We start from the raw sequence: 5900 nt of genomic DNA, 5'->3' as shown, positions 1-5900 counted from the left end.
GCTTGTCGCGTTGTTCCGGGTTGCGCACCGCCTCATCATTTTCGATATCATCCAGCACCACCAGATCCGGGCGGTACGGGCCGTGGCGCAGACCGCGTAACTTCTTGCCGGAGCCTGCCACCGTCACCTTGATATTGTTACGGGTGACAATGGTGCCCATCTGCCAGGTGCGCCCCTGGCCACAAATATCCGGGTAGTCATTACGCAGGCGCGGGTTGTATTCCAGTTCAGCCTTGATGGCTTCAAGCATCGGATACGCCTGATCAATACTGTCCATAATGATGACCGGATAACGTTTGATACCCCGGATAATGCACCAAAGGACAAACAACTGGCTGACCAGCGTCGATTTGGCTTCACCACGGGGTGCGGCAATGGCATCGCTTTCGGCCGCCGGACTGGCGACAATTTGCGGCAGGCGGGTAAACAGATAGTTATGCAACTGGCTGCGTGACGGGTGGCGCACATAGTGTGGGAAATAGGTCTGGACGAAGAAGCTATAGCCCTCAGCCGCATCGTCCACCTGTCGGCGGCGTTCGTCAGCCGCGTTCGCGTCCGCATCAAATCCCAGACACTCCGCCTCAATGGTCTGGCGCAGGCTGACAATGTAGTCCTGAAGTGACGCTCGGAAGTCTTTGAGGGCGAATTTTTTAGCCATAATGTTGCTCTAACTCAATGGCAAACGCTTCCAGTATTTCCAGAAAGGCCGCGTTATGTTGTGCATACTTGTCGTTAATAAACGCGCCCAGTTTCTGGACAATTTCCAGTGCGGTCGCCAGTTCGTTGGTTTCCGGTAAGATTTTCTTGCTGGCACTGGTGGCCTTATTGAACGCATCCGCCAGGCTCGCCAATAACTCTACCCGCTGCTGAGGCAGCATATCCGGCGTGGTGTTAAGCAGTTCCATCGTGGTCTGGCATTGCGCCACCAGGCTCATCAGCACCGCGCGGCCGGCTTCTTCAATGCCGCCGCCTGCCATCGTCTGCGCAGCCCGCATTTTGTCCCAGTCGTCGCCGCGTTCCTGTGCCTCCCTCTTCCAGCGCCGGGCAGTAACGAATGCCACGCCGCACTGGGCGGCGGTGACTTCCAGCGATAACTGATTGAAGATATACATGCGGCGGAGTTTATCCCGCATCTCCTGCGGATAGGCCATCTCAGACACCCATTTTGGTACGTAACAACAACACGACTGTTGAAACCAGACAGCCCGCTATCGTGCCGGACACTGCCCCCGCAATCGCCCCGCGTCGCATGGCCCCATTCGTGGCATCTTCGCGGATGGCCTCCATCTGATCATCAATATGATCCAGACGCTCATTTAACTCATTCAGGGCGCTTAACACCTGATTGTTCCCGTTACGGGGTTTCTTGCTCATGTTCTAACCTTATTGACATTGTGTTTTGATATAGTCTTGCAACCCCAAGATCATTTGTTCTGAGGTGGCAATGCGTTCTCGGAGTAACCAATAATTTCTGACAGCGGCGTCATGAGGTCGGGCGGGGGTTGCATCATCCACGCGGGCGGAGGCAACGGTTTTAGGCACGGGACACTTGGCTTTGATGTACACCCGCTCAGGATGAGCAAGAGAAGCAGTGTGCAGCCTGTCGATTTCAGCGTTTGCATTGGCTAGCCTCTGTGTATGTTTAACGTCCAGTTCATGCAGCATTTCAATGTGCGTGTTCTGGTAGGTGATGGTGTCGGTCAGTTGCTGAATTTCGGTTAGCTGATCGCGATTGATACCGAGCTGTTTCTGATACTCAGTGTGATAGTAGCTCCCAACATACATAGCGACACCTAAAGCTATAGCCATGCCGCAGATAACGTAGAATCTCATTTATCCAGCCCCCAACACGTCAGCGCCGCTTCCTGAGCACGTCGCTCAACCTGACCATAGCAGCCGTTCGCCTGACCCTGGGTTTTGCGACAATCACGGCCACCATCAAAAATCCAGCGCTGGATCTCCGCACAGGCCCCGCGTTTATCCCCTGCATTGAGCTTGCGGTAGAACGTGGAGGAAAAGCACCGGGCGGGGCCAATGTTATACGGGCAAAAACTGGCAATGCCTGCAATTTGCGGCGCTGTCAGTGGCACCTGTACATGGCGCTTTACCCAGTCAATGGCACGCTGAGCTTCAATCCGGTTCAGGTCATCGCACTGTTGAGCAGTCAGCGTCATACCCCGACGAACGGGCGCACCCTGTACCCGCGTGATACCGCGACAAATCGTCCAGATGCCACCCGCATCCTGATAGGCTGATAATCGGTTGCCCTCTTTCTCATCCAGAAACTGGCCGAGGATCACTTCAGAACCGATTCCGGCCAGAATGGCGGCGATAACCGCTGCGCTAAGACGGCTTTTCATATCCATGACTAGACGTCCTTGGGCGAACGGGAAATGATTTCTGACAGCGTTTCCGGTGACGCGCTGCGCTCCAGAATGTGCTGCAAGATCTCGGTACGCTTTTTCTGCTCCCGTCGGTTCAGCAGATACGTCAGCGTCCCCAGCAGGATGCTGGCAAATACGCCAATCAGAAATCCCCATTCGTACAGGGATAACCCGGTAAAGAAGGCAATCAGCCCAGAAATACCGTAGGTGGCATGGGAATATTTATCATCAGTGGTCATCCCTGCGGTGCCTCATGTCGTGCTTAATCAATGAACGCAGTGTAGGGCAGGGAAAAAAAGGGAAGCATTTGAGGGGGTTCAGCAGGCCAATCGCCTGCTGGATGTGTCATTTAGTGTGTCACAGGTGTGAGGGACATTTCAATCAAATAAACGGGATTGCGGAACCGCCTCTGCATCCTGCTCACTGATCAGCTTCCAGCCGATGCGATCACTAAAACCATACCGCGGACACAGCCGCGCCATTGCCTGACGGCGGGATAATCCCTCCTGGCATAATGCGGTCAGTTCCTCCAGAAAACGGGCATTGCGCAGGGCACGGAACGCCGCTTCACAACGGGGAATATAAAACGGCGCATCCCCTAAATAGCCCATCAGGGTATTGCATTCCTCATCGGTCAGGACTTCACGTAACAGGCGATACACGCCGCCACTGCGTTCGGCTGCTTTGCCGGTTTTGGCGGACAGGGTCACGCCCCCAAAACGGCTAATCAGCCGGGCGGTCGCCGGATAACCAATCACGTCTATCAATTGCAGGGCGGAATCCGGTAGCAGGGATTCCAGTTGCGCTAATTCGGTGTGTTCAATAATGATCTGCATCGCTTCCCCAAAAAACAAAACACCTGCCAAAAAATGGAAGGTGTTCAGTATTTCAGGTTTTGCGGCATTAGACAGGTTGAAGGGGTTCAGTGGTTAGTTTACTGACAAGTCAACTGCACGTAAATTTGGATTGTCTTCAGGTGGATTATCAATCACATATTGACAATCTTTTTTAGCCTGAACATACGAGTCAAAGAAAGATAAACTTATAGTGTTATCACTTCCCATCGCACTCCCCCATAGGCTATTAACTGCGCTGATTAATTTTGAACATTGGCCGAAGTGATGTTCAAATACTCTGACACCTAAGATATTTTTTTTCTTTTTGAGAGCATTTAATTCTGTTCGCTGTTCTCTCCATATCTTACCATCGCCATAACGATGACTTTGATAACCTTGGTAAATAGATTCAGCTAATTTTACAGATTGTTCTAAGACTTCTTGTGCTAGTGGTTTTAGGGTTTCGTATTCTTTTATTTTTTTCTGATAATCAGGCGATTGATTGGCAAAAACAGAAAATGAAGAAAATGCTAACACTCCAATTAATAATATTTCTTTCATCTGTGTATCCTCAAAATAGATCGTGTTGTTTTTTATCCAGCATATCAGATTGTTGATATTTGGATAACAAACTCCACGCATGTCTATCACTAAAACCAAATATAGGACACAGTTTGGAAAGTGCCATCAATGCCGAATCCCCCTCAGTGAGCAACTGGTTGAATTCCGACAAAAACCGCTGGTTACGCCATTCCCGCATGGCGGCGGCCGCATTAGGGATATATAACTCTGTCCCCGCAAAATGTTGTGACAGGCAGGCCGCAGCATCAGCCCCAATCGCCGCAATCAGCATCGTCTGTCTATGTTGACCCCGTGGGTGTTTTCCACGACCAAACGGGAATGTAGTACCACCAAACACTTCAATTAATTTTAACGTCGCTGGATAGCCAATCAATGAGGCAATATGCCGGAGCGACTCCGGCAATAATTGTTGAACCTGATCCAGTGTGACTATTTCTGTTTTTGCAGCCATTCTGCCCCACCCTGAAGGGTTGAAACATCAACGCCCATCCTTTTCATCTGCTGGAAATAGGCGTCACGACTGTCTGAACCTGATACCTGCTGTTTTTCCCGTGCACTGATATTACTGCCCTGGGCAAATAGCTGTTCTGAGGACTGGTAGACGGTTTTCAGATAGTTGTGGTTAGAGAACGGCTTAACGTCTCCCTGTGCCCGTTTTTCCCGAATGCGCTCGACAGTTTCACTGAGGGCGTGGGTCAGTACCCGATTAGCGGGGTATATCGCCAGCACCTCTTCTGCCAGTTTTAGTGCCCGGCTGTTGGACAGGTTATTTTTTCCCCGACGAAACAGCCCGATATAGTTCACTAAATGGCGGGCACAACCGCCGGGCAATTCCGCCATTTTTGCCAGTAACTGGCGGGCGGCATCATCTTCGAAGACAGCATCCAAATGAAAATCAGAGTGGCAGACAGGGCAACGGCCAATCTTCATAGCAATTTCTCCATGATGTAGGCATCACACACCGCGTCATAGCCCCGCCGTTCCGGCAGTTGCTGACCTCGCACGTGCATAACGCCCAACATTAGCCGTCCGTGCCACTGTTTCAGGGACTCCAAAACCTGACAGGCCAGTGATTCATCCAACCAGCCTACTTCGGCTACGCCTTTGCCGCCGTTAATTTTGGCGGTCTGGCGCTGCACAAAGGCGTTCAGGGCGGTTTCAGAACCATCGATAACGAACTTTTGCTGGTGCATGGTGATCCAGATGGCGCGGATTTTGCCGATTTCCGGCACACGGGGTTGCCCGTTTAAATTGGGTTTAACCCGCTGTTGAGTGCGGTTTAAACGCCGTTTAAAGCCACGGGCAACAAACGCACTGTACGCCACTTTCAGCTCGGTGTAGGTCATCTTCCCACAGGAGTCTTTGCCTGTGGCAGCCAGCAGTGCAGAACGGTAGGTTGCGTCATCCAGTTGCAGCTTGTTTTTGGCAATATGGATTAAGCGGATCAGTTGTTGATGGGTCATCTCAGTTACCTCCACAAAGATTGCGCTCTGGAGTTTCAGGTTGTTCAAATGCCGCACAGATAGTATTGGCTGCGGTAATGATGGTATTTAACTGTTCCTGATTGATAGTGATGCCTGGTTGTTGATTGCCCAGTTCTGTTGCAATGGCTGCAACCAGTGAAATTTGTTGAAGTTTACTCATCAGAACCTCCAACCCCACAAGTACAGGTTCCTAACAGTGTATAAGTGAGTTTTGATGGAGCACCTGCCGGACTGACATCATCCCTGTCCAGACAGTATTGTTTCTTGCCATAGCTCACGGTGAGTTGCTCTCCTTGTATTTGCTGGATGTTGCCCTTTACCGTTTTATAGTTGAATTTAAGCTGGTTTCGGTACTGACGCTGGGTAACGAAAGTAAAGGTCACTCGGTCGCCCACGGATAACGCGGAACGATCAACTGGTTTGAATTTTTCGCACACCGGACATTGGTAACGTGGATTCATAACTTCCTCATTAATTTGGCTGAATTTTGGCGTAAGCCAACCCCTGGCTGATTTACGCCATATTTAAAAATTATTAATTTTCAGTTTGTTACATTAAATCGATGTTAAATGTTCAATTCGGACTAAATAGGGTTCGGTGCTGATTTCCACCAC

At 50.7% G+C, this 5900-nt stretch carries 12 protein-coding genes and 1 pseudogene; all 13 read right to left on the bottom strand.

The annotated features are described in order from the left end of the window. Positions 1 to 658: pseudogene (locus AAY47_RS14280) on the bottom strand (hypothetical protein); the annotation flags it as partial. After that, positions 651 to 1151, bottom strand: coding sequence for a DUF1804 family protein (locus tag AAY47_RS14275; protein WP_047770812.1), 501 nt, complete (start codon positions 1149 to 1151; stop codon positions 651 to 653). The gene AAY47_RS14275 and the pseudogene AAY47_RS14280, both read right to left, overlap by 8 nt. Position 1152: 1 nt before the next feature. Further along, positions 1153 to 1374, bottom strand: a complete 222-nt coding sequence (locus AAY47_RS14270) for a hypothetical protein (protein WP_047770811.1) — start codon at positions 1372 to 1374, stop codon at positions 1153 to 1155. Between the two features lie 9 nt (positions 1375 to 1383). After that, on the bottom strand, positions 1384 to 1833 hold the full coding sequence (locus AAY47_RS21325) for a lysis protein (RefSeq protein ID WP_047770810.1): 450 nt from the start codon (positions 1831 to 1833) through the stop codon (positions 1384 to 1386). Next, the gene (locus tag AAY47_RS14260) at positions 1830 to 2366 is read right to left on the bottom strand and encodes a lysozyme (RefSeq protein ID WP_047770809.1); all 537 of its coding nucleotides are present in this window, start codon (positions 2364 to 2366) and stop codon (positions 1830 to 1832) included. The genes AAY47_RS21325 and AAY47_RS14260 overlap by 4 nt, the downstream gene beginning before the upstream one ends. A 2-nt stretch (positions 2367 to 2368) precedes the next feature. Then, positions 2369 to 2623, bottom strand: a complete 255-nt coding sequence (locus tag AAY47_RS14255; RefSeq protein ID WP_047770808.1) for a bacteriophage protein — start codon at positions 2621 to 2623, stop codon at positions 2369 to 2371. A 138-nt stretch (positions 2624 to 2761) separates the two neighbouring features. Further along, the gene (locus tag AAY47_RS14250; protein WP_047770807.1) at positions 2762 to 3220 is read right to left on the bottom strand and encodes a Mor transcription activator family protein; all 459 of its coding nucleotides are present in this window, start codon (positions 3218 to 3220) and stop codon (positions 2762 to 2764) included. A gap of 93 nt (positions 3221 to 3313) precedes the next feature. After that, positions 3314 to 3781 (bottom strand): hypothetical protein, encoded by a 468-nt coding sequence (locus AAY47_RS14245; RefSeq protein ID WP_047770806.1) that lies wholly within the window; start codon positions 3779 to 3781, stop codon positions 3314 to 3316. Positions 3782 to 3791: 10 nt separating this feature from the next. Then, positions 3792 to 4253, bottom strand: a complete 462-nt coding sequence (locus AAY47_RS14240) for a Mor transcription activator family protein (protein ID WP_047770805.1) — start codon at positions 4251 to 4253, stop codon at positions 3792 to 3794. Then, a complete protein-coding gene (locus AAY47_RS14235; RefSeq protein WP_047770804.1) occupies positions 4232 to 4732 on the bottom strand; it encodes a hypothetical protein in 501 nt (166 codons plus the stop codon). The genes AAY47_RS14240 and AAY47_RS14235 overlap by 22 nt, the downstream gene beginning before the upstream one ends. Then, positions 4729 to 5265, bottom strand: coding sequence for a gp16 family protein (locus AAY47_RS14230; protein ID WP_047770803.1), 537 nt, complete (start codon positions 5263 to 5265; stop codon positions 4729 to 4731). The genes AAY47_RS14235 and AAY47_RS14230 overlap by 4 nt, the downstream gene beginning before the upstream one ends. A 1-nt stretch (position 5266) precedes the next feature. After that, the gene (locus AAY47_RS14225) at positions 5267 to 5446 is read right to left on the bottom strand and encodes a hypothetical protein (RefSeq protein ID WP_047770802.1); all 180 of its coding nucleotides are present in this window, start codon (positions 5444 to 5446) and stop codon (positions 5267 to 5269) included. Beyond that, entirely contained in the window at positions 5439 to 5747 is a 309-nt protein-coding gene (locus AAY47_RS14220; RefSeq protein WP_047770801.1) for a hypothetical protein, read from the bottom strand. The genes AAY47_RS14225 and AAY47_RS14220 overlap by 8 nt, the downstream gene beginning before the upstream one ends. Positions 5748 to 5900: the final 153 nt, after the last annotated feature.

The organism is Xenorhabdus griffiniae (genome assembly GCF_001028135.1).
Taxonomy (GTDB): domain Bacteria; phylum Pseudomonadota; class Gammaproteobacteria; order Enterobacterales; family Enterobacteriaceae; genus Xenorhabdus; species Xenorhabdus bakwenae.
This window is presented reverse-complemented; position numbering and strand designations above follow the sequence as displayed.

Coding starts and splice junctions, on each gene's coding strand:
- AAY47_RS14275 (WP_047770812.1), bottom strand. CDS start 1,151: ATGGCCTATCCGCAGGAGATGCGGGATAAACTCCGCCGCATGTATATC.
- AAY47_RS14270 (WP_047770811.1), bottom strand. CDS start 1,374: ATGAGCAAGAAACCCCGTAACGGGAACAATCAGGTGTTAAGCGCCCTG.
- AAY47_RS21325 (WP_047770810.1), bottom strand. CDS start 1,833: ATGAGATTCTACGTTATCTGCGGCATGGCTATAGCTTTAGGTGTCGCT.
- AAY47_RS14260 (WP_047770809.1), bottom strand. CDS start 2,366: ATGGATATGAAAAGCCGTCTTAGCGCAGCGGTTATCGCCGCCATTCTG.
- AAY47_RS14255 (WP_047770808.1), bottom strand. CDS start 2,623: ATGACCACTGATGATAAATATTCCCATGCCACCTACGGTATTTCTGGG.
- AAY47_RS14250 (WP_047770807.1), bottom strand. CDS start 3,220: ATGCAGATCATTATTGAACACACCGAATTAGCGCAACTGGAATCCCTG.
- AAY47_RS14245 (WP_047770806.1), bottom strand. CDS start 3,781: ATGAAAGAAATATTATTAATTGGAGTGTTAGCATTTTCTTCATTTTCT.
- AAY47_RS14240 (WP_047770805.1), bottom strand. CDS start 4,253: ATGGCTGCAAAAACAGAAATAGTCACACTGGATCAGGTTCAACAATTA.
- AAY47_RS14235 (WP_047770804.1), bottom strand. CDS start 4,732: ATGAAGATTGGCCGTTGCCCTGTCTGCCACTCTGATTTTCATTTGGAT.
- AAY47_RS14230 (WP_047770803.1), bottom strand. CDS start 5,265: ATGACCCATCAACAACTGATCCGCTTAATCCATATTGCCAAAAACAAG.
- AAY47_RS14225 (WP_047770802.1), bottom strand. CDS start 5,446: ATGAGTAAACTTCAACAAATTTCACTGGTTGCAGCCATTGCAACAGAA.
- AAY47_RS14220 (WP_047770801.1), bottom strand. CDS start 5,747: ATGAATCCACGTTACCAATGTCCGGTGTGCGAAAAATTCAAACCAGTT.